Genomic DNA, 21,230 nt, shown 5'->3' on the forward strand with positions numbered 1-21,230 from the left:
AATACAGACCTTATAATTGAATTAACTAATTGTATTTCAACACTACCTCCACTTTTTTTAAATAACTTTCTGTATGGTTGGAATGGGTTTACTACTGGTGAATTTGCAAAACTAAATATTTTTTCTGAGCTATATAATTATATACATGACCAAAAAAATCACTCTACGTCTAATCATCTAATCGTGATGGATGAAGTGGATTTGTATCTTCATCCAGACTGGCAGAGAAGCTTTTTTTCTGAATTACTTGAATTTATTAAAATTGAGTTTCCAGATAATACCGTTCAATTAATTTTAAGCACACATTCACCTATAATAATAAGTGACTTTCTACCGGAAGACATCGTTTCTCTTGAAAGAAAAGAAAACAAAACTAAAGTAGTAGAGTCCTATGGCTTTGCCTCCAATATTACTGATCTCTATTTAGAGGGTATGCACCTAAACTCCACTTTCGGTGAACATTCAAAAAAAGCAATCAATCTATTACTAAATCGTTCTAATAAAAATGCGCTGTCTTTACAAGATATCAATCTAATCAAAATAATAAAAAGCAAAAATATACAGCAAATGATATTAGGTCACGATGATAAAAGTTAATTATTACCCTAGCGAAAACTTTCTTAACCGCTATGAACAGAAAGTAGTTACTGAAGGGTTAATTCCTGCATTTTCTGCTATGTCCTTGAAAGCATCAAAAATAGATAAACAGCGCATATCAGCATTATTTACTGACCAATTTATCAAAGATTTGGTCTTATGTGATGCCAATGAACTATATGAAAAAATATTTATCATTTACGACAAGTTACATGAACTCTCAGAGAGGTACTGTTTAGAGTATTACTTAAAAGATATTGATTTAGATCCGTCAGTTACATCGATGCCAATTCGTAAAAAAACAGAAAAAGAAATAATAAAAGCTATCAACAAAAAAGTTCTTATCAAACTTCGATTGCTATCAAATGAGCGACAGTCAATATACCTACCATTAATTATTCGTAAAATGGAAAGTGCAGTATTAGCTTCAGATATTAAAGCGCAGTTAACATCATTAAACTCAATGAAAATTGGTAATCATACTTTGAGCGATAAAATTAAGGCGCTATATCCTGATTGGGTAAATGAATTTGTGAAAGTTTTTAATTATGAAGCTATATCAAAATTTTTTGGGCATGAAATTACTAATGGTTTGAGTCTGGATATATGCCCATATTGCAACAATGAGGATATAGAAACGATAAATGAGAAAGGAGCAGAAACAAGACCAGATTTGGACCATTTCTTTCCAAAATCGAAGTTTCCATTTCTAGCGCTAACACTATCAAATTTAATTCCAGCAGGTGGGCGTTGTAATCAAAGGTACAAAAGAGACGCTTCAATGTTGGGCTACGTTCATCCATATATAAGTGGAATAACTCAAGAGATACTTTTTAATTTTAACTTTATGTTTGATGAAGGCCGGAGTAAAGATGCCTTAGATATAACGGTTAATAAGCTTAATAATGATTTAGATAAAAACTTAGAATTATTTAAAATTCGAGCGAATCATAATAAAAATAACGTAAAAGATTGGTTTATAAAACTAGATGAGCGCTACCAACTATTATTAAATACGAGTAATGAAAATGCTGAAGAAATACTAAATAGTAAGGATTTGATTCGTCTACGTTTGGATGTTGACCTTGATAAATCTCCAACCAAAGAACAATATCAGAAGCTTAAAATAGACGCCCTTAATTTTTTAACAGGTCGCAGTTATGATATAGCGGATTGATGTTATGAATACAAGAGAACAAAGGTAATGACAGCTTATATGGCTATAACTACCTCTCTAAATTATTCTAAATTCAGTTTTTTGAATAAAATTTTATTCCTCTTCTTCGCATCGATTAAGAGCTTATCAAACGAAATCACTTCGATTACAGTATTAAGGTTATCGTTATAAAAAATATAGCCCTGATTATCCAAAAGTGGCTTAAAATTTCTAACCTCAAGAATATCACGAATTGAAGAAGTTAAATCACAAATAACATAACAGTAAATTGGTATTTGCTTATCTAAATAAATTTCTCGACCTTTATCATCTTTAATTTGATTAGGCTTTCTTAGTTTAAGTACATAACCAGTAACTTGATCAATTGGATTATCAGAATCTTTATAGTTGTTACGCATTGGGCGTTTAAATTCTACAATAATAGCAGTAGACGTTTCACGTTTATCATCTCCATAAACAACAGGATTATTGAAAACTAATAAGTCTGGTCGATCCTTGGAATCGATATCCGTTACTGATTTAAAAGACTTATCCGATGCAAGGTGTTTATGATAAGCCATACGCTCGTCAATTAGCCATAAATTATGCTCCTGTACATCATCGCTAGTAGAGCGAATAGCCATAATGATGTCATGAACAGTATCCTCTAAAGCATATTTATCATCATCTTGAAACTCTAAGCTAAATTCAAGCGCATCTATTACGGCTTTGCGATGAACGATATATTTAGCAAGGTTTGACTTACCTATCTCGTTTAAATCAGCAGTATATTTTTTCAAAGAATCCTTATAGGCCGAATAGTCTTTTATCTTACTGTGCTTTATTTCATCTTTAAGGCTCAACGCTTTTTCTTTTAACTCAATTTCATAGTTTCGATTCAGTTTGTGTAACTCAAGATCAAGCTTCTCATCGGACAGGTCAAAAGGGATTTTATTTAGCCAACATGGGCGGTTTTTAATTATATGTCTGTATTCATAACCGCCATGATTAACGTATTGTTCAATCATTTTTCGATGTTTTACAAACATGGGCTCCAAGAAAGGTTGAAATACTGTTCTTCCATCAACCATCAACTCAATGATAATTGTACTTATGGAAGGCAGCTCCTCATCATCACACATGTCTGATTTTTCGGCGATCATAAAACCTGTTCGTTCTTGATTAACGTATTGATCAAGGTAGCCCGATGTTAAATAAATAGAGAAATTAAACTTATTACCATCTATACCTTCAAAGCTGGGCGGGATATTTTCTTCGTATTCTTTTAATGTATAACCTCTTACAGAACGTGAGTCAGCACATAAAAAAACTTTATGATTTTTTTGTTTATTTATTCTAATATTTTTAAAGAAATAAGCTTTGAAATCATTAGCACCGATAGAAAAAAAATTCTGCTCTATCTCTTTAGAATATGTAGTCTCAAAAAGAAGAAGTAAATCAATCTGCCCCCCGCAATCATCTATTAATTTAAACGACTTAACTTTTTTTTCCAAAAAATAAATCAAACAATGTTCTATAATTTCTGAAGCTAAATTATTTAAATCTTTAGGTAATCGTCCTCTATAAGGTTCTTGAATTCTTAGAAGGGAAACCTTAGTTCTTAACTTATCTGATGCATCAGCATCGATTAATTTTTCATTTTCAAAATCAACATCATCAACAGAAAAATTAAAAGTCAGTTTTTTTATTGCTGAATTTGTTACATAAGTACTCTCAACTTCAACTGATTCAAAGGCTTTAAGCCATGTGAAACGGCCAACTCCTTTACAACCTAAGCTAGATTTGTATGTCGATTCAGCCGTCTTAAATGAAAGATAATTGTCCTCGTTAAACCCCGCCCCATTATCAAGAATATCAAACGATTCTATCTGCTGAAATCCAAGGTCTTCGCCATTCAAAACTTCTTGGGTTGTTTGACGAAAGGCTTTAACAATTAAATCTGCCTTATCGCCTTCATTCGTGGCTTGGATTGAGTTAACGATAGCCTCGAATAGAGGAACAAGGCGATCATTTGGGGATAGTGTAAGATTTTGTACCTTACCTTTAACATCTATTTGCACTTTAAATCTTCCCTATTAAAAGTTCTAATCAACAATTACTAGTATCTAATAATACACAAAATCAACTATCAATTCATTGAAACTGAGATAGAAAAAGTATTTATGCACAAACGGCTAGTTTTTAATTTGAAAGCATACATGCATTTATACTATGAGTTTTCTTCCCCACTCTTCCAAAGCTTTGCGGCGCTTGTCCATATACGTCTGCATATTATAAACGCCCTGTACTCCTTGCAATTGATGGTTTAGTATTTTTTCAATCACTATGGGATCGGCTCCAATATCTGCATCACCTAAACGAGTTGCTACGATTCTTCTTAAATCGTGAGGTACAAAACTTTGGTACTCCCAATTGTTCTAATTTACGGCGAATAGAGCGCGATAATGAATGCCTATCAATAGGCTGCTCACCTGGGCCTGATTTATTAGTTGTTGTACCCGGAAATACATATTTAGAATTGAGATAGCCAAATGCTGCCCGTAACTCATCAATCAAAATAACCATATTTTGAGTAATCGGTACTTTATGGGTTCTTTCGCCATATTTGTTTTGTTTTACGCGCTCGGCTGGGATTGTCCATATCATTTTGTCAAAATTAAACTCTTGCCACTGTGCGCCTGTAACCTCTATTGGCCAACAACCTGTTAGTTATGCATTAGAATGCGTATATGGCTTGTTGGCTTACGCATAACTGGGGGAGACGTTCAAATGCTTGAATAGCCTCTTTAAACATTTGCGTAAGAATAGACTACGTTTTGCGCCTCTATCTGTTATTGGATCAAGTATCTTTTAAAAATTTCGCGGCGGGTTATTTCTTTAAACTTATAATAGCCAATAAATAAAAGCGTCAATTGACGCTTTCTAACTAAATAATACTAGTGCTTGCGCCCTACACCATTACGTACCATGTCTTGCCCTGTTTGGAATACGTCTTCTGTAATCATGCGTGCTAAAAGTAGCTTTTGATTATCGTCAAACACAGCAACAAAACGGCTGCCATCTTTGTTATTAGTAGCCATGCCAACACCGGCAACACCTTTAAGTCCAAAACCACCGTTTTCGACATCTATTAAAAAGCTTTCTAGTTCGGCTAAAGTATCAATTACGTCATTTTCATTATTCATTTTAAAACTCTTTTAGTAAGGCCTTGGCTAGGCTTTTAAATCATTATGGTGGCTATTTTATAGAGAAGAGCCAAAAACTTAAACCCTTGGCTCAGGTTAGTAACTAAATCGACTTTATAGCTAACTCTAAATTGCTTAGCGCACAACCAAACTCTTTTGCATTAACGCGATGATACTGTGTGTCACTCGTTGCTGTAAGGCTAATTATAAACTCATCTTGTTGAGCTACCGCACTTTGCTCTTGGCTTAGGCACATAGCTTGAGTAAGTGAGCGCAGTTTTGAGTTTGTTAAAATTGCACCAAAGCGCTGCACAGGCAATGGAGGTATTTTTATAGCCGGTAACGCTTGGTCTATGGTGCGCTCGCTTAGAATAAACGTGTTATTGGTAATATCAATTACGCTGCCTGTAGGCCAGTACGAGTAGCTATAGCTCTTACTCTCAGGTTGTGCTTTACTTTGGTTAGCTAAATGCACTACACCACTTTTGCCTATTACGGTTATTAAACCACCTTCTGATGATTTAATAACAACCAAAGCCGTATTTTCATCAATACCAAAACCATGTTGAATCTCTGTTTTAGTATTTTTTACTTCGTTTTTATTTAACGCTGCTGTAAGCCTAAATGTACGGTTTTGTTCGCTAAATTGAGTATCTAGTACACCAAAATTAAAGCTGCCAAGTCCACCAGCATTAATGTTATTTTCATTTTTGCGAAGTGCCTCAAGGCTTGTCGTATTTGTAAGCATGCCCGTCACTTTACTTTGGATTGCTGCGCCCGCGCCTTCACCTACAATTACTGGGCGAGTTTGCAATGCTTGCGTCCACGGGTATGGGTTATTGTTTTGATCAAATAATACCTTGTGAGTTAATGCTGCATTACCGCTATTAAACATCACACCGGTACTATTTTTAATAAGTGATACAAGTGCATTAGTGCCACTTTTGCATAAAGCGTATTCGGCCTTTGTGTACTCTGGATAAATTGCTTCTCGGTTATACACATTCATTAATGTATTTCTGAGAGCGGGTAATTCATCGCACGAGTTACTCGTAATCGCTTTAGCAAGTGCTGGCGTTAGTGCTAACCATTGAGTGTTTATATTTGATTGTGCTAAAAGACTCTGCGCTACATCTGCCGACTCATAAGGGTCGCGGCTCGATGCCGTAATAGCAAGTATGGTGGGTTTTGCGTTATTAACTTTTAAACTGCCCGACACAAATTGTAAAATATTATTAGTCGCAACCTCAATATTAAAATCGGTATTTACTTGCTCTTTTAAGCGCTCACCGTTTTTATCAAGTAGCGGCACTTCTAGCATATCAAATACAAAGTTGTATTCTTGCTGAGTCAGGCTTTCTAATTGCTGGTTATTTATATCGCGCCATAGCCATAATAAATCTGTTTTAGATACGCTATTTGACGATTTACCTAGCAAGGTTTTAAGTGTTTTTAATACAGCCGTTTTTGCCTCAACGTTATTATTAGGCCAGTGCTGCGTGATGTTTTTTATTTGAGCGTTGCTAACAGCATATAAATTATGTGACTTACCATCAATAGCAGTCTCTTTTTGGCAATTGTTAAGCTTTGCGCTAGTACAGGTAGTAAGCTCTGACCCCACTAAAATTAAAGTTTGGTTTTGCTCTTGAGCCACTGCATTTATTGAATATCCAACACCAAACAATGCCACTAACATACCTAGTAACTTTGGCTGTTGATCACGTAAAAATGCACATATCATAATGTAAACTCTAATATAAATTATAAAACTAATATGTTGTAGTTTAACAGCTAGCCACTTGAGCCTAAATATATTTTTATAAATGTTAAATAATTCAAGCCCCTGAAAAGCGATAGCGTTAAGCACTTCATTTAAATACGTTGTTTAGTTTGCCCTTTTGCCATTATAAATATTAACTAAACAAATTTAAACAGAGCATTTATTGATCAAATTCATTGTTTAAATTACGGTGGTGCATTGTTTTATGTAACTAGGGTGAAATATGGACTTCTCTAATGAAGAGATAAATTTTTTTGCTGAGTTATTCAAACCAAATACAAAACAACGTTCCCCTCGCGACCATATGCTTACAATGAAAAGCTCTATACCCGCGAGTATTGCTCACCTTTTTACCCACGCTAATCTAACTTTGCTTGCTGAAGTTGCTAATTACCAACTTTGGTTTCCCTTGCAATTAAAAATTGATGAGTTAGGTGTAATTAACCCCACTTTGAGCGCACCAGAAGTAATTGATACAAAGGGCACTCAACGTAGTTGGCGCTGGAGTGAGCTAAATATTAAAAGCCAAGGTTTTAATATTGAATCGATTTCCAGTACTGGAATATTTTTAAAACCATTAAAAAGTGGAGAGAGCTTAAAAAAATTACAGCACATGAGCTTTACCTTACCCAACAAAGAAAGCATATCGATAGATGTAGAACCCGTTAGGCAAAGTAGCCTAGGGATTGCAGCAAAAATCACTCAGATTCATAGCGGACAAGAGCAATTACGCGCCTATCTGTTTGAAGAACATAAACGCCAATATGCTAAGCTGTACGAAGATGGACAACTAATTGAACAGTTAATTTAGTCCCTTTTAAACACTCACAAGCACTTCACTTGGCTTTATTTAACCCCCTCTCAATGTTAATCTGTACCCTTATTAATAAATCATAAGGATATGACAATGCCAGGTGCTTTTGCGCACATCACAGCCGTTAATATTGCAACGCAAACCAAGTCACTCGCTAAAATGGATATGCCTAAAAAAGCAAAGCTTATTTTAAGCCAACGCCAAGCATACCTTGAACTAGGCTGTGTAGCCCCCGATTATCCTTACTTAGCTGTAGCGCAGCCTAGCCAAAATGCGTGGGCCGACCTAATGCACTATGAGCACACAGGCGATTTACTTAAAGCCATGATTGAACACTGTAAAACACTTGAAGGTGAAGCATTTGAAAAGTGTTTTGCTTGGTTATGCGGTTATATGGCCCATGTTGCTGCAGATATAACAGTGCATCCGGTTGTTGAATTAAAAGTAGGCCCGTATGAGCAAAATCAAACGGCGCACCGTACCTGCGAAATGAATCAAGATGCGTTTATTTGGCAACGTTTAAACTTAGGTGAATTAGGTTATGCTGATCGCGTGCAACAAAATATTGGATCTTGTACTAACAAAGACGATAATTTTGATACCGATATTGCAAAAATTTGGCAACATGCTTTATTAACGGTTCACCCAAGCTACGCAGCACAACACGCTCCTAACTTTAATTCATGGCATAACGGTTTTCAGCTTGTAGTAAATAATGTTGAAGAAAGCTATCGATTATTTGCCTGTGCACGCCATGTTGCTGCTGATTTAGGCTTGTTTTATCCTCGCCCAAACGAAGTAGACCCCACTTTTATTGAACAACTAAAAACGCCGCACGAGCCTATGCACTACAACGATATTTTTGACTTTGCCGTTAGTAACATTCAGCACTACATAACCATTATTGCCAATGCCGTATTTTTAGATACTGATTACAGTGCAATTAAAAATTGGAACCTAGATACAGGCTACGATGAACACAACACGATGACGGTATGGAGCAAATAAAATGAAACACTTACTTTGTATAAGCCTCATAGTATTACTTAGCGGTTGCTACACTTCAAAAAATAACAATCCAGAAGCGATGGCCGACTTAGCCTCGCAATTAAAAGATATTGCTACAGCCGTTGATGGCACATTAAAATTTAGTGAAACACCCTATTCAACAACTGATGAGTTATTAAAAGCTGCTGTTAATAACGATTTAAGAAAACTTGCACCCTTTGGGGAATACACGCTTATTGTAAACGTACAAGATGATAACGCAGTGCTACTCTTATGTGATGCCAATACTGCTTTAATTGAAGATGCAGGCTGCACTGCTCAATCAGATATACAGCATTGGGGAGCTGAGGCTATTCATCAGTGCGAAATAACCATAAACGCCCAACAGCTCTGTAATTAGGTAGTAAAATACCCGCTATACATTTAAAGTTGAGCCGTCATCTCTTTAGGGTTAAACACTAAGCCATGGCGGCTAACATGCTCTGCAAAATTTTCGGCCGGCATTGGTTTAGCAAAGTAAAAGCCCTGAAATTCTTTACACCCCATTTGCGTCATTATTGCTACTTGCTCTTGGGTTTCTACTCCTTCGGCTACACACTTAATATCAAGTTCTTCACACATAACGTGCACCGCTTTAACTAAACTTTTTTGACGCGTAGAGCTCGTTACTTGGCTTATTAATGAGCGATCTAACTTGAGCTTGTTAATAGGGTAATCGGCAAGGCGTGCAATATTAGAATAACCTACCCCAAAATCATCGACCGAAATAGTAAAACCCCACGATTGCAGCGTTTGCATAAGCTTTAGCGAATGCGCTTGGTTTGCCTCAAGAGAGGTTTCAGTCAGTTCTAACTCTATTTGAGGTGGCTTTACATTAAAGTCGGCAAGGTATTTAACCAGTTTTGACATAAAATCGGTTTGGCTAAAATCAATTAGAGATATATTTATTGCCACCGGCACACTCGGTAAACCCGCCTTAGTCCAATCAGCAATTTGAGCGCACACCTTTTGAATAATCAGGTCGGTTAGCCGACTAACCATTCTGTATTCTTCTGCAATAGGAATAAATACCACTGGCGACACATTACCCAGTATTGGACTGTTCCAACGCGCTAAGGCTTCAAGCCCTATACATTGACCCGTTGCATCTACTTTAGGTTGATAGTGCACCGACAAATCGCCTTGTTGAAGCGCTTCATCTAATAACATTGAAATTTCGTATTTTTCGATAAAAGCTTGTGATTGTTTTTCGTTATAACCACTTAGAGGCATATTACAATTTGCTAGTTTAAGTGCTTCGCATGCATTGCTAAGTACTGTTGTGCTGTTTTTTCCATGATCAGGATACTTTGCAAAACCAAATAAAAATGATTGCTGACACTTAGTGCCAAATACATTATATGTTTTATCTAATGTATTTTTTATTTGCATTAATAGCTTATCTTCAAGCTCGCTTTGCGAGTTTGTCCCAATTATAAAAGCAAGCTTTCCTACTCCTATATGAGCACACAAAAGGGGCCCATCTGGCATCGCTTTTAAACGCTTGTACGCGTTAATAAGTAATGCTTGAGAGTCGGCTTTAGTGAGCTTCAAATTTAAGTATTCACTATTTGCACTTTGCGCAACAACGATATAAAAACCTTTTTGGTATTTGCTTGTTAATCTGTCGCATTGCAGCTCAAACCATTCTCTATTAGGTAGTTTTGTTTGCGAGTCTCTAAAGCGTAAACGTTTATTTTCTTGTTCCATCATCGATAAGTTTTGTTTAATGAGCTGCTCTTGCGTGCAATCGTAAAAGTCGTATACACGGTAGTTTGTACTCATTGTTATTTGCTGATAACTGGCTTTAAAATAACTTTTTTTGTACTTCACAATTTTATTTTGAGCATTAGAGTCGTCAAAGACTAAGGTAGGAAATAAATGAGAAAGATTAACGCTTCCTTCTTTTAATTCTTTTTTTATACCAAACATATCAATAGCATGTTGATTAAAATCAGTAATGACAAGATTTTCGTCAACAATAATTTTGGCTTTATTTGATTCGGTGAACAGGCTTCGATAAAGCTCATTTTTATCTTTAAGGTGTGTATTAGCGCTTATCATTGTTTTGTTTAAACGCTTAGCAGCCACAATTGTGCGCGCCACAGCAAGGGGAATACAAATGTTAAAAAATAAAAATATAAGCCCTGTAATGTATAAGTCAGCATCGGGAAGTTGTTGAGCTATGCCGGTTAAACCCGAGACATCAACGTTATTGATGATCATATAAAACGGCGCAATATTTAATACGCCATAAGCAAGAGCTGTTCTATAACCAAGTAGCATAAGTGCTATTATCGGGCAAGAATACATATACATAGAGCCCACTTTAGCAAGCTCTAGGTCTGTTAAAAATAAGTTCATTGACACGCTAGCAGCTACAATGGCTATTAAAAGTGCATGAGCGCTAAAGTGATAAAAACGCTTACTTGCTATAAGTAAACCACATGCAGTAGCAAGAAAGCTGCTTGTTAATACAACAATATAAATTAAGTTAAATTCAATAGCGCTTGTGTACGTGTGGCACGCCACAGCAAAGCATAACACCATTACTAATGATAGAATAATGCGCAGTGCACTTATTCGCCAATTGGCAACCTGACCAGGGGCTGAATAATGGTCATTTAATAAAAAGAACCTATTGAAAAAATGCATAATAAACAACAGTTAAAGCTCATTCTTCTATTAGACATTGATAACTTGTTAAAATCAATAAAATGAATATAATTTCTATTTACATAGTTCTATAAAATAGACAGGTGTAAACCTACCTGTTAGCCGTTAAACAATCATTTTTCGAGTGTTTTTACAGTTATCATCTTTAAGAGCGAAACCACTGCACCCTAAAAACTCACCGTGCTTAGATTTGCGTTTACGCATTTCGCGACCACACTTTTCACAAATTGGGTGCTGCGTTTTACACTCTGTATTCACACATTGTGAGTACGTGTTTTTATCAATCGATGGGCCACTACAGCTTTTACACACTCGTAATTTAGTTTCGCAAATTTGCGTATTAGTACAACTATAATAATCACCATATTGACCCGTTTTTGGCACAATTAAACCGTCGCTGCACGTACTACACTGTCTTTGCTTTAGTTGCGACTTATTAAACAACGTTGAAGCGATTTGAATGGGATAATTGTCATTTACTAATTCTTTTACAAACGCTGAGCATGCATAAGGGTCTGCAATTAAATACGCTTTATGTTTAGCACGCGTAATACCTACATAAAGCAAACGCCTTTCCTCTGAGTGAGTGAATTCATCTTGCTCTGGTAATAACGACTCCACCAGCACATTATTTTGATTATCGCTAGGAAACCCTAATTTACCTTGTTCAAAACCAATAATAATACAGTAATCGGCTTCAAGCCCCTTAGCGCTATGCAATGTCCAAAAATAAAGAGAGTTTGTATGCTTTTTATCTTTTAAATGTTGCTGCACGCTATTTAACATGTATCTATATCTACTAAGTATGGCAATGCTCGCTGATGCATCATTTTTTTGAATAGTGCTTATGCTCTGTTGTACTTTCATTTCTATCGATTTAGTACCTTGGTATAAATCGTCTAATAAAATAACTTGTGGTGTGGTTACTTGTGTATGTGTGCTGATCTGCTTTTTATATTGCTCAGGGTTTTGCATTACAAAACGCCCTGCTACATCACTAATACTATTGTTATATCTAAATGTTTTTTGCAGCATAGTAAGAGAGTGGCTGCCCACTAATTCATTAAAGCGTGTAGTAAGCGCTAAATTACCACCCGAGAACCGATAAATTGCTTGCCAGTCATCACCAACAGCAGTAAAGCGTATTCCGTTACCATGTTTTAATATGGCATTTATGAAAGCCATGCGCGCGCTTGATATATCTTGAAACTCATCAACTAAAATGTGGCTCCATGGAATATTAAAATCTCCGCTTACTATCGCCTTTGTTGCTTGAATAATCATGTCGTCAAAATCAATGGTACTTTGCGCGTTTAGTTCATTTATATAAGCATCATGAATTTGCACTAACAAGTTTGCATATTGCTGGTAATTTTTAATACCACTTTGCTTAATGCGCTGTTCTATTTGCTTATTACTTAGTTGCTCCACTCGAATAGCTTGTAAACATTTTATGTACTTATCAATCCCTTGCTGTAACTGCCCTGAGTTATTTAAAGTATGAAATATTTCGTCGTTACTTAAAGGTGTTAATTCAACATTATGCTTCTTTAATTGCTTTGCGAGGGTTTGCTCTAGCTTTCCTTCTACCCAGTTGTAATGAAAGGTCTCGAGTAAGGTGGTGCCATTTTGTTTATGCAGTTTGCGCTTAAATGCAACTTGCTCGTTATAATGTTTTTTATCTATATCGGCACGTGTATTCCCTTGCCTATCAATGCCAAAGTGCTCTAGGTAAATATCATATTGAGGTATATAAAAGTCTGGTTGGTATTGCCCACTTAGCTCTGCGCCTTGGCTAAAGTGATAATTCACCTCATAACTGTGCGGTACGCAATTCAAATGTAGCCAGTTTGAAATAAGCACTTCCTGATAACTTTTTACTTTATGACCCGCAAGGCTACGGTATTCGTTATCGCGTACGTACCGCTCGTACTGTGCATTATCTTTAAAGCTAAATATATCAATCGGCTCATGGAGTAAATCTAAAAATGCTTTTAAAAACTGTGGTTCGGTTTGTATTTTTTTACTTACCCACCCAGTTAACCAACTATTTAATTGAACTGGGTCAGTTGCAAATTTTGATAATTCGATTGGCTTTTTAGCACTTTGTAGTAATTTAAGCCCAAGCGCATGAAACGTTAAAATAGTGGGTGCTTTGGTATGCAATTTTGCATGCGTGGCGCGTTTAATAAAGCGCTCTTTAATCTCATTTGCTGCTGTTTTATTATAGGCCAGCACCAAAATTTGCTCAGGCTTGGCAATATTGCATGCTATTAAATCTAAAGACTTTGCTACCATCACAGATGTTTTACCTGTGCCTGCTGCCGCTAATACTAAATTTTTATCGTTATCGCGTATTACCGCTAAGCGCTGCTCTGTTGTTAATGGATTTGACTCTACTTGATTAAAAAAGTCATTTTTAAGAGTTAGTTGTTTTTTTTCATATTTATGGCGCAACTGTGCAATTGCATCGTGAGTATTGGGTGTGGTGCTTAGTATATTTAAAAATTTAATACTACTTGGCGATAAGTGTTGTTGCCACACACTTGTACTTTTAGCGTACTGCTTGGTAAGCAAAAACACATCATTATTAAGTGTTTTTATGGAACTATCACGTAAAAACTCATCTAAAGCATAGCGCTTAAGCGAAATCTTTGCGTTATTTACCTTTTGCTCAAGCAGGGTTGAAAACCGCGTGTTAAGGGCCGTATTTAAAGCGTTCGCTTGTAATTTGTTTAAAAAGCTAATTGATGTATTGCTACTGTCGCACAAATTAATTTTGGCGCTAAATAAACGGTTTTTAAGTATTGAGTAATTATAAAAGTCTTTAATTAAAAATGTCCGTGCGGGAGCACCTCTAAAATGCACAACAAGGCGCTCTTGTTCAATAGCTACGTGTTTAATACGGGTAAAAAAACGGCCTAGCCAACTTGGAGTAGCAATATACTGCGCCATAATACTCAATATGAAGATATGCTTTACCTTAATTGTAACATACTCTTTTGTAATACATTTAGCGCTAAATCGATGCTTACTTAGTAAACAATTTAATTGGTAAGTTAGTTTTTAAACCTAGTGGTTAATACTTTATTTACAACCATTAACAAATTTAAACATTTATAGATAGCTTGTTGTGTAACAATGCACATATACAAACTTACACTTCATATAATTGTTAGGTATATTCCCAATTAAACAATTATTTACAGCCTAATTAAGTGGTTTAAAGGAGCTAACATGCTTAAAAAATGCATTACCACAACGGCTTTAATTTTAGCATTATGCGCTTGCACGTCAGAAACAGAGTCGGATTTAGTAAAAACACAAGGTATTTGGGCAGGTTTTGAACTAGTTTCTGACGGTAACCGCACGCGTGTTAACGCAGAACTAAATGCAGGCGATGCTAATGGCTCTAACATTGTTTTAAGCGATAGCGACTCATTACAAGCTGTTGTTAATAGCACTGCTATTGTACTTACAAAAGATACCGACTTTTTAGACGTTGATTACCAAGCGTATATAAATGCCACTGACGATAACCAACAGTTTGATATAAAATTTAAACGGGATGATGGCATAAATGCTAATTCGAGCGTGGAGTTGCCTTTAAATTTTATTATTTTAACCCCGAGTAACAATCAAAATTTTGATATTAATAGTCCCCTTACAGTTCAGCTAGATGGCACTGATCCTAATAGTACTAGCCAAGTAGAACTTAGCAGTAGCTGCACTAACAATAATAATGAAACACTTTTACAATCAACGCTTTTTGCGCTTAACACTTCGCGCCTTGAAATAGATCTGCAAAGTTTAGATATGTTTAGCAGCTCGCAAGTAGATCAAGGTAAAACGTGTGATTTAACAATTAGTGTTAAACGCGATCGATTCGGTAGTATTTCGGGTGAATACGCAAACCAAAGCTATATTAAATCCCAGCAATCGCGCGCTATAAAAAATATGACTTTAACGTTTTAATTTGCACGCTAATTTACTGAGCGTTAAGCTACGCCTTTATTAAGTAACTCTACCAATTGTAATTGCCCTCCTTATTTATAGGAGAGCTAATAACAATTGATATAAAGGTTTATTATGACTAACAGCACATACCCTATTGGCACACCTGGCAAAAAATGGAATGACAACGATAAAGCCCAGTGGTTAACACGCCAAAACATTAAACGCAGTTACCAAAACGAAGTCGTAACGCTAATTAATGACCTTAAGAGCACCTTAGATATAGAGCAATACGGCGAGCTTAATTACACCGCTGGCACTTACCCATTATATATATTAAAAACGCCTAACTTTAATGCTAATAAACCAACTGTTTTAATCACCGGTGGTGTACATGGCTACGAAACCAGTGGCGTACATGGCGCACTTAGGTTTGCTAAGACATCGGCTATGCAATATTGCGAACAGTTTAATATTATTGTTGCACCCTGCATTAGCCCTTGGGGATATGAGACTATAAACCGCTGGAACCCAGATGCTATTGATCCTAATCGCTCATTTTACGAGGGAAGCCCAGCTCAAGAATCAGCCGCTATTATGGCGTTTGTAAAATCATTAGGTACTGACTTAATCGCTCATATTGATTTACACGAAACAACAGATAGTGATAACAGTGAATTTAGACCCGCACTCGCTGCGCGTGAAGGCACTACAAATACTAACTGGAACATACCTGACGGGTTTTATTTAGTTGCAGATACCAAAAAGCCTGAGCCGGAGTTTCAAAAAGTCATTATAGAAAGCGTTGCAAAGGTCACTCATATTGCACCGAGCGATGAAAATAACCAGCTAATAGGCGTACCTCAAGAGCAATTTGGCGTGATTAACTATGCAGCACGCGATTTAGGTTTATGTATGGGCTTTACTGATGCACCCTATGTAACCACTACCGAAGTGTACCCAGATAGCCCAACTGCCACCGATGAAGAATGTATTTTGGCACAAGTAGCCGTTATAACGAGCGCGCTAAATTACATTACAACCTCTACAAAAGATTAACCACTGTTCAAGAGCGGGTACTCATTAAATTAAGTACTCGCCCCAACCAAGAAACAATCTGATAACAAAAAACAACCCAAAAGAACTGGTTTTATTGAATTTAAAGGTATAAGGTTAGCCTTCCCTCAAATTCAAGGAGTATACATTGGGGTTTAAAAACAAATATGGACAGGTAAGCCTCTATACTGAAAATAACGTTGTTATCGCTCACTTTTCGGGATACATCACCTCAGGGCTTCTTCGTGCGTTTAAAATTGAACTATGCGAAAAAATAAAGTTACTCAAAAATCAGCCTTGGGCCTATATTAGTGATTCTTTTGATGTTTTGGCTGCAACGCCTGAGGCAGAAAAAGAAATGATAGATATTAGCCATTTAATGAAAGCAAACAACTGCCTAAGTAGCGCGTTTGTACTCACATCAGCTATCGCTATAAATCAAATGAAGCGCATTTTAGAGTGTGCAAAAAGAAACGTTAATTTTAGTGAGTGCCTATTTACCGATTTAGATAGCGCTAAACAGTTTATTTCTCACAACTTAAAAAGTAAGCAAGGCCAACTGATATAAAATAATTGACCTTGCTTTATCAATCTTAGTTTTTGTAAAACTGACTATCTTTGGTTATTGTAATGCTGGCGTTTTCTTGCGCTGTTACAATAAATTGTAACTTACTCACTTTACGCTCAATATCGTAACCATCGGCTGTTATAGTAACGGGGACTCTTTTCATCGCACCCGGTTGTACAAGCGTAGATCTCGGACTTGAGAGCTTTGCCCCTGGTAAACCCTCTATGGCAATACTGTAATGCAGTGCTTGCTGCGTTTTATTAATAATAGTAAGTGTATAAGGGTTTTCTACAAGGCCCTCGTAGTTCACTCTATAAAGCGCATTCCTATCGCGTAGTACTGAGGCTTCTATTGGTGTACGTTGCAGCATCCATGCAAACATAGAAATGATTAACAAAGCCGTTAATGCGCCGTATCCTACTAGTTTTAACCTAAATGGATTGGTTTTTTTACCTTCCATTTGTTTTTCACTCGCGTATTTAATTAAGCCTTTTTCGTAACCAAATTTCTCCATGGTATCGTCGCAGGCATCAATACATAAGCCACAGTTTATACATTCATATTGCAATCCATTTCGAATGTCTATTCCTGCAGGGCATACCTCTACACATAAGTTACAGTCTACACAGTCACCTAAGTTAAGCTCTTTTGGATCAGCTTTGCGTTTACGTGGTCCTCGGCTTTCACCACGCTCGCTATCATATGTAACAAGCAACGTATCTTTATCAAACATAACAGCCTGAAAACGAGAATACGGGCAAGCAATAGTGCACATTTTTTCGCGTAAAAACCCTGCATTGCCATAAGTACAAAAAGCGAATAAAAACACCCAAAAGCTCGTTATACCTGACCACTCAAACGTAAGCATTTCCATATACAAACTTTTTGCCGGAATAAAATATGCCATAAACGAGGTGGCGGTTAAAACTGAAATAATAATCCACGCACTGTGCTTAGTTATTTTTTTGCGCCAAGTGCTTAGCGTCCACTGTGATTTATCTAATTTAATTCGCTGATTTCGAGTGCCTTCTATGCGTTGCTCTACCCACGAAAACATGAGCATCCATATAGTTTGCGGGCACGTATAACCACACCAAACCCGACCAAGCCAGTTAGTTACAAAAAATAATGCAAAAGCCCCCACCATAAATAGCAGGGCTAAAATCATAAAATCTTGAGGAAGGAGTGTTAAACCAAAAATAGTAAAGGTTTGCGTTGCCACATCTAGCAGCACAGCTTGTTGCCCGTTATATTGGATCCACGGTATTGCTATAAAAGTTAGCATTAACAGCCAACCTAAATTACGGCGTATGCGCTGAAAAAATCCTTTTTGCTCGCGGATATAAATTGGCCCTTCGGTGTTATAGGGCTTAATGATCATGTCTTCTTCTTTAATATCAAACTTCATAGTACTTGCTTCATAATGACGGGTATTATGCAAGCATTTGCAACTTTCAGACCAAGCTGAAACTTTATTTACATCATTGATACTAAACAGTTTATTTCAACGCAGTAAAATAAAATTCGCGATATTAAACGCGCTTCGCGATATATCACGAATTTTTAGCAATCCCTAACTTTCGCATTTTTGAGCGTAGTGTACTCTCAGGTAAGCCCAATTTAACTGCTGCCCCTTTATCACCCGATATTTGCCAGTGCGATAACACAAGAACAGAGGTTATATGCTGCTTTTGCGCTTCATCAAGCGTAAGTGAAGGGTTAATAACTACTTCACCACCCGCTTGCAAAGGCTGACTTAGCTGTAGTACAACCTGATTAGATAAAATAGCTTCGCGTTCAAGTACATTTTGCAGCTCTCTAATATTGCCTGGCCAATTGTAGGCTTGCAGCTGCGTAATTGCTTTTTTACTTAGCCCTTTTAAGTGTTTACCCAGTCGTTTATTTATCTGCGCAATTAAATTAGCGCATAAATAAGGAATATCCTCTTTTCGATCTTTAAGGGCGGGTACTTTTATAGGAAATACATTAAGCCGATAATACAAATCAATTCTAAACGTGCCTTTTTGTACCATTTCCCACAGGTCGCGGTTAGTCGCTGCAATCACTCTAATATTTACTTTTAGCGTATTGCTGCCACCCACACGTTCAAACTCTTGTTCTTGCAGGACTCTCAGTAATTTACTTTGCGCCTCAAGTGGAAGCTCTGCTATTTCATCTAAAAACAAGGTGCCTTTATCAGCAAGTTCAAAACGCCCTTTACGGCGTTCATTGGCACCTGTAAACGCGCCTTTTTCATGGCCAAACAATTCCGACTCTAGCAAGCTCGGTGTAAATGCGGCGCAATTTACTTTTATAAAGGCTTGTTCGCTACGCTTGCTTAGTCGATACAAATTACGAGCAACTAATTCTTTACCCGTGCCATTTTCGCCAAGTATAAGCACTGTGCTGTCGGTTTCACTTACCAGTTTTATTTGATCTAACATGGTTTGAAATATATGACTTTGTCCAACTAGCCCTGAGTCTTGCCAATCTTCGTTAAGTTCTGCAATTAAGTAGTTGTTTTCATCTTTTAGCTGCTCACTTAAATGCTTTACTTGCTCAAGTGCCTCTTGCAGTGCATTTTGTGTTTGCTGTTGCAGTGATATGTCGCGAAATACCGCTACAGCACCAATTAACTCATCATTTTTATAAACAGGTGTTGAGGTGTATTCCACTGCAAATGAGCTACCGTCTTTACGCCAAAAAACTTCATTTTTAACTTCACGACGTTTTCCGTCAAACATGGTGCAATATATTTGGCATTCATCAGCGGGATAAGGTGTGCCATCAGCATGAGTATGGTGATGATATTGGTGTATTTTTTTACCTAATAACTCGTCTGCTCGCCAGCCTGTCATGCGCTCAGCGGCAGGATTAACAAACACCGCATTACCCGACAGGTCAAAACCGTATATGCCCTCACCTACTGCGTTTAGCAATAATTTAGGATCGTTTAAAAATTGTTTTATCATAAATGCACCTCGCGAAATATCGCGAGCATTATGGCAATTTTATACATTAAGTGCACTCATTACTTAAAATGCACTTACGTGTAAATTAAAACGCTATAAATAGTGCTGAAATAGCGTTTTTACATCTATTTTTGCACCTAGCCTTGCGGCAATTAAATAAAGTCCTGCAAGTTTTCGGTGAATAAACAGCGCATCAACGGGCGGTGTATGCCATTGCTGAGATTGTGCACTGAGGGCAAGCCCTGCATTTTTAATTTTGAGCGCGAGTTCGCTATTTTTAAAATCAAATTCCCCTTCTGCTCTCAGTGGCTCGCACGCCATTAAGAATAAATCAATAACGTTGTTTTTATACTCATCAACTAAGTCATTTTTAAAATAACCAATGTGTGAAGCCGCTCTAAGTACACCTTCTCTGTTGTTTTCACTACCCGCTTTAAATAAAGCTAAATAAGCGCGGCTAAGCTCGGTTGATATTTCTCGCGTTGCACCAAAATCAAATAAAACAATTTTTTGTGTATCAAGCTGATAATGAAAATTGGCAAAATTAGGATCGGTTTGAATTAATTTAAATTCAAACATTTCTTTAAAAAACAAATCAATAAGTTGCTCTGCAACAAAGCTTTTTTGACTATCAGGTAGCTCTGTAATGCTCTCAATGGGCTCTGCTTTTATATATTCCATAGTAAGTACTTGTTGTGTGCTGTGCTCTGGATATACGTTAGGCACTTTAAAGTGGGGATTAGTTGCTAGTGCATTTTTATAACGTATTAAGTACTGAGCCTCCCGCTTATAATCAGCCTCGGCTAATAACTGCGCTTTAGCCTCACTAATAAGTGGTTTAATATTGAGATCTTTTGGCAATAATCGAGAAATCGTTAATAAAGAATTAACGTTATCGACATCACTTACTACACTTTTTGCAATACCAGGATATTGAATTTTAACAGCAAGCTGATCGCCATTTTCTCTATAAGCTAAATGAACTTGCCCTATAGAAGCCGCTGCAAAAGGCCTTAACTCAATATGAGAAAAGCGCGCTAGCCACTCATCCCCCCATTGCTCTTTTAACACCTCAACAAGCTGCTTATGAGGCATTGGATTCGCGTCTGAGCGCAGTAAAGCAAGTAACTGAGCCAATTCAGGACTAAGTAAATCACCGGCATCCATTGAAAGTAATTGCCCGAGCTTCATTGCAGCGCCACGTAAATGAGATAGCTGTGTGGCTAGCTTTTCAATATTTTTAGGCTGTAGTAGCAAGCTTTTATTGTCCCAACCTTTACCGGTTAGCGCGCTCTTAGCGCCATCAACTAACATATTGGTAGCAACACCTGTTGCCAGTGAGCCTAATTTTGCAAAGCGAGAAAGCCGAGAAGTGGGAACAGTACGAGGAGCCACCATAATATT

Annotated in this window: 17 protein-coding genes; 8 read left to right on the top strand and 9 right to left on the bottom strand. The window is 36.9% G+C overall.

The window, feature by feature from the left end:
• A partial coding sequence (locus tag CXF64_RS06155; RefSeq protein ID WP_157823663.1) for an AAA family ATPase occupies positions 1–597 on the top strand: 597 nt, incomplete at its 5' end.
• Positions 584–1,774, top strand: a complete 1,191-nt coding sequence (locus CXF64_RS06160; RefSeq protein WP_101163932.1) for a hypothetical protein — start codon at positions 584–586, stop codon at positions 1,772–1,774. The genes CXF64_RS06155 and CXF64_RS06160, both read left to right, overlap by 14 nt.
• A 62-nt stretch (positions 1,775–1,836) precedes the next feature.
• On the opposite strand, the gene CXF64_RS06165 is transcribed toward CXF64_RS06160, so the two are convergent.
• The 4 genes from CXF64_RS06165 to CXF64_RS06180 all read right to left on the bottom strand — a co-directional run bounded on the left by CXF64_RS06165 (position 1,837) and on the right by CXF64_RS06180 (position 6,700).
• Positions 1,837–3,834: an ATP-binding protein gene (locus CXF64_RS06165; protein ID WP_101216588.1), complete on the bottom strand. Its 1,998-nt coding sequence runs from the start codon at positions 3,832–3,834 to the stop codon at positions 1,837–1,839.
• Positions 3,835–4,123: 289 nt separating this feature from the next.
• Complete coding sequence (locus tag CXF64_RS20930; RefSeq protein WP_232783788.1) at positions 4,124–4,420, bottom strand: hypothetical protein; 297 nt, start codon at positions 4,418–4,420, stop codon at positions 4,124–4,126.
• A 290-nt stretch (positions 4,421–4,710) separates the two neighbouring features.
• Complete coding sequence (locus CXF64_RS06175; protein WP_007580368.1) at positions 4,711–4,959, bottom strand: hypothetical protein; 249 nt, start codon at positions 4,957–4,959, stop codon at positions 4,711–4,713.
• 103 nt (positions 4,960–5,062) lie between these two features.
• The gene (locus CXF64_RS06180; protein WP_101216600.1) at positions 5,063–6,700 is read right to left on the bottom strand and encodes a cyanophycinase; all 1,638 of its coding nucleotides are present in this window, start codon (positions 6,698–6,700) and stop codon (positions 5,063–5,065) included.
• Between the two features lie 262 nt (positions 6,701–6,962).
• Between CXF64_RS06180 and CXF64_RS06185 the strand changes: the two genes are divergently transcribed.
• The 3 genes from CXF64_RS06185 (at position 6,963) to CXF64_RS06195 (ending at position 8,961) form a co-directional block, all read left to right on the top strand.
• The gene (locus CXF64_RS06185; protein ID WP_101216589.1) at positions 6,963–7,550 is read left to right on the top strand and encodes a hypothetical protein; all 588 of its coding nucleotides are present in this window, start codon (positions 6,963–6,965) and stop codon (positions 7,548–7,550) included.
• Positions 7,551–7,646: 96 nt separating this feature from the next.
• The gene (locus CXF64_RS06190; protein ID WP_101216590.1) at positions 7,647–8,561 is read left to right on the top strand and encodes a zinc dependent phospholipase C family protein; all 915 of its coding nucleotides are present in this window, start codon (positions 7,647–7,649) and stop codon (positions 8,559–8,561) included.
• A 1-nt stretch (position 8,562) separates the two neighbouring features.
• Positions 8,563–8,961, top strand: a complete 399-nt coding sequence (locus tag CXF64_RS06195) for a hypothetical protein (protein WP_101216591.1) — start codon at positions 8,563–8,565, stop codon at positions 8,959–8,961.
• Between the two features lie 23 nt (positions 8,962–8,984).
• Here CXF64_RS06195 and CXF64_RS06200 read toward each other — a convergent pair whose 3' ends face one another.
• Complete coding sequence (locus CXF64_RS06200) at positions 8,985–11,255, bottom strand: putative bifunctional diguanylate cyclase/phosphodiesterase (protein WP_101216601.1); 2,271 nt, start codon at positions 11,253–11,255, stop codon at positions 8,985–8,987.
• Positions 11,256–11,381: 126 nt separating this feature from the next.
• Positions 11,382–14,231, bottom strand: coding sequence for a UvrD-helicase domain-containing protein (locus CXF64_RS06205; protein WP_101216592.1), 2,850 nt, complete (start codon positions 14,229–14,231; stop codon positions 11,382–11,384).
• A gap of 282 nt (positions 14,232–14,513) precedes the next feature.
• On the opposite strand from CXF64_RS06205, the gene CXF64_RS06210 reads away from it, so the two are divergent.
• From CXF64_RS06210 to CXF64_RS06220, 3 genes are all read left to right on the top strand, one after another.
• A complete protein-coding gene (locus tag CXF64_RS06210) occupies positions 14,514–15,251 on the top strand; it encodes a hypothetical protein (RefSeq protein WP_024608098.1) in 738 nt (245 codons plus the stop codon).
• A gap of 114 nt (positions 15,252–15,365) precedes the next feature.
• Positions 15,366–16,289 (top strand): M14 family metallopeptidase, encoded by a 924-nt coding sequence (locus CXF64_RS06215; protein WP_007580360.1) that lies wholly within the window; start codon positions 15,366–15,368, stop codon positions 16,287–16,289.
• A 145-nt stretch (positions 16,290–16,434) separates the two neighbouring features.
• Positions 16,435–16,854: a hypothetical protein gene (locus CXF64_RS06220; RefSeq protein ID WP_101216593.1), complete on the top strand. Its 420-nt coding sequence runs from the start codon at positions 16,435–16,437 to the stop codon at positions 16,852–16,854.
• Between the two features lie 25 nt (positions 16,855–16,879).
• Here the strand turns inward: CXF64_RS06220 and ccoG are convergent, their stop codons facing one another.
• The 3 genes from ccoG to CXF64_RS06235 all read right to left on the bottom strand — a co-directional run bounded on the left by ccoG (position 16,880) and on the right by CXF64_RS06235 (position 21,224).
• Positions 16,880–18,262, bottom strand: a complete 1,383-nt coding sequence (gene ccoG / locus CXF64_RS06225; protein ID WP_101216594.1) for a cytochrome c oxidase accessory protein CcoG — start codon at positions 18,260–18,262, stop codon at positions 16,880–16,882.
• 145 nt (positions 18,263–18,407) lie between these two features.
• Entirely contained in the window at positions 18,408–19,826 is a 1,419-nt protein-coding gene (locus CXF64_RS06230) for a sigma-54 interaction domain-containing protein (protein ID WP_101216595.1), read from the bottom strand.
• Between the two features lie 93 nt (positions 19,827–19,919).
• Positions 19,920–21,224 (bottom strand): ABC1 kinase family protein, encoded by a 1,305-nt coding sequence (locus CXF64_RS06235; RefSeq protein ID WP_101216596.1) that lies wholly within the window; start codon positions 21,222–21,224, stop codon positions 19,920–19,922.
• Positions 21,225–21,230 lie beyond the last annotated feature (6 nt).

This window comes from Pseudoalteromonas sp. GutCa3, from assembly GCF_002836155.1.
Classification (GTDB): Bacteria; Pseudomonadota; Gammaproteobacteria; order Enterobacterales; family Alteromonadaceae; genus Pseudoalteromonas; species Pseudoalteromonas arctica.

Excerpts from the sequence above, each read along its gene's own strand:
- CXF64_RS06160 (WP_101163932.1), top strand. The coding sequence starts at position 584 with ATGATAAAAGTTAATTATTACCCTAGCGAAAACTTTCTTAACCGCTAT.
- CXF64_RS20930 (WP_232783788.1), bottom strand. The coding sequence starts at position 4,420 with ATGATATGGACAATCCCAGCCGAGCGCGTAAAACAAAACAAATATGGC.
- CXF64_RS06175 (WP_007580368.1), bottom strand. The coding sequence starts at position 4,959 with ATGAATAATGAAAATGACGTAATTGATACTTTAGCCGAACTAGAAAGC.
- CXF64_RS06180 (WP_101216600.1), bottom strand. The coding sequence starts at position 6,700 with ATGATATGTGCATTTTTACGTGATCAACAGCCAAAGTTACTAGGTATG.
- CXF64_RS06185 (WP_101216589.1), top strand. The coding sequence starts at position 6,963 with ATGGACTTCTCTAATGAAGAGATAAATTTTTTTGCTGAGTTATTCAAA.
- CXF64_RS06190 (WP_101216590.1), top strand. The coding sequence starts at position 7,647 with ATGCCAGGTGCTTTTGCGCACATCACAGCCGTTAATATTGCAACGCAA.
- CXF64_RS06195 (WP_101216591.1), top strand. The coding sequence starts at position 8,563 with ATGAAACACTTACTTTGTATAAGCCTCATAGTATTACTTAGCGGTTGC.
- CXF64_RS06200 (WP_101216601.1), bottom strand. The coding sequence starts at position 11,255 with ATGCATTTTTTCAATAGGTTCTTTTTATTAAATGACCATTATTCAGCC.
- CXF64_RS06205 (WP_101216592.1), bottom strand. The coding sequence starts at position 14,231 with ATGGCGCAGTATATTGCTACTCCAAGTTGGCTAGGCCGTTTTTTTACC.
- CXF64_RS06210 (WP_024608098.1), top strand. The coding sequence starts at position 14,514 with ATGCTTAAAAAATGCATTACCACAACGGCTTTAATTTTAGCATTATGC.
- CXF64_RS06215 (WP_007580360.1), top strand. The coding sequence starts at position 15,366 with ATGACTAACAGCACATACCCTATTGGCACACCTGGCAAAAAATGGAAT.
- ccoG (WP_101216594.1), bottom strand. The coding sequence starts at position 18,262 with ATGAAGTTTGATATTAAAGAAGAAGACATGATCATTAAGCCCTATAAC.
- CXF64_RS06230 (WP_101216595.1), bottom strand. The coding sequence starts at position 19,826 with ATGATAAAACAATTTTTAAACGATCCTAAATTATTGCTAAACGCAGTA.
- CXF64_RS06235 (WP_101216596.1), bottom strand. The coding sequence starts at position 21,224 with ATGGTGGCTCCTCGTACTGTTCCCACTTCTCGGCTTTCTCGCTTTGCA.